At 44.9% G+C, this 1,120-nt stretch carries 2 protein-coding genes; one reads left to right on the top strand and one right to left on the bottom strand.

Translation table 11 applies throughout. The features are described 5' to 3' along the window. Nucleotides 1-12 precede the first annotated feature (12 nt). Nucleotides 13-174 carry a helix-turn-helix domain-containing protein gene (locus A3762_RS29000; RefSeq protein ID WP_369820722.1) on the top strand — a complete coding sequence of 54 codons (162 nt, stop codon included), beginning with the start codon at nt 13-15 and terminating at the stop codon, nt 172-174. A 32-nt stretch (nt 175-206) separates the two neighbouring features. Here A3762_RS29000 and A3762_RS25305 read toward each other — a convergent pair. Then, on the bottom strand, nt 207-1,120 hold a 914-nt coding region (locus A3762_RS25305), incomplete at its 5' end, for a methyl-accepting chemotaxis protein (RefSeq protein ID WP_197469577.1).

The raw sequence follows: 1,120 nt of genomic DNA, 5'->3' as shown, positions 1-1,120 counted from the left end.
TTAAAAAATGAAGTGAGACTTTTCACGGCAAAAGAAAAACTGTCTTCTAGCGAACTACCCATCGAGCTGATCGCTGATCAATTGGGCTTTAGCGATAACTCTAACTTCGCCAAGTTTTTTAAGAGACAAACAGGGCTAACGCCCAAGCAATACAGAACTACTGAACAAAAATAAAAGCACGCAAAAGCGTGCTTTTATTTACTTCCCTAAGCGCCTTTGCGCAGACCCTGGGCTAAATTATTTGCAGTCTCGCGCAAACGTGCGTTTGCCTGCTCAATGGTGTGCATGCTATTTACGCAGGTTTGAGCGCCATCTTGCGTTGCAGTAATGTCGCGCGCTAATTCATCTGACGCTGCACTTTGCTCAGTGGCCGCATTCGCTGCATCAGCGTTAATCAATTTCAACTCCTGTGTATTTAAGAACACGGACTGAAGCTGCTCTTTAGTCGCCACAAACTGCTCACTGACATTGTTTGTCTCAGTGCTGCTTTCGTCGATCATTTTCATCAAATGATCAGTTGTATCTTCTAGGCTAGCGACCATAGATTGAATCTCAACCGTCGCGTCTTGGGTTTTCACTGAAAGCGTTCGCACTTCATCTGCCACGACCGCAAAACCACGACCAGCCTCTCCCGCTCGGGCTGCTTCAATCGCAGCATTCAAAGCGAGAAGATTAGTTTGTTCAGAGATATCAGTAATCACCTTTAACACATTTTTCACACTTTGAGATGTTTCACGTAAGGCATGACTTGAATCTGAACAGTTTGACATACGCCCGCTTAGTCCATGCATCTTCGCAACTAACTGATCAATAGTAGTTTCCGTCTGTGACATGCTGTCTCCCAAACTTTGGGCTAAGGCATCGGCGCTTTGAGCACGTGCAGAAGCATCTTTAGCAATCTGTGCCATTTGAGTAATACCTGCGGAACTACGAATCAAACTATCATTTTGAAGCATCAATTCGCTCGTGCTTGACCGACACTGTTCATCAATATCTTCAACCTGAATAGTGAGCGTCTCAATCGCTTCATTCACAGAAGTAATCAGCGTAGAAAGATGACCGACAGTTGCATCTACCGATGAGCCGATTTGACCAAATTCATCCGAGCCACTAAATCCAA

It is taken from the genome of Oleiphilus sp. HI0125 (assembly GCF_001635355.1).
This window is presented reverse-complemented; position numbering and strand designations above follow the sequence as displayed.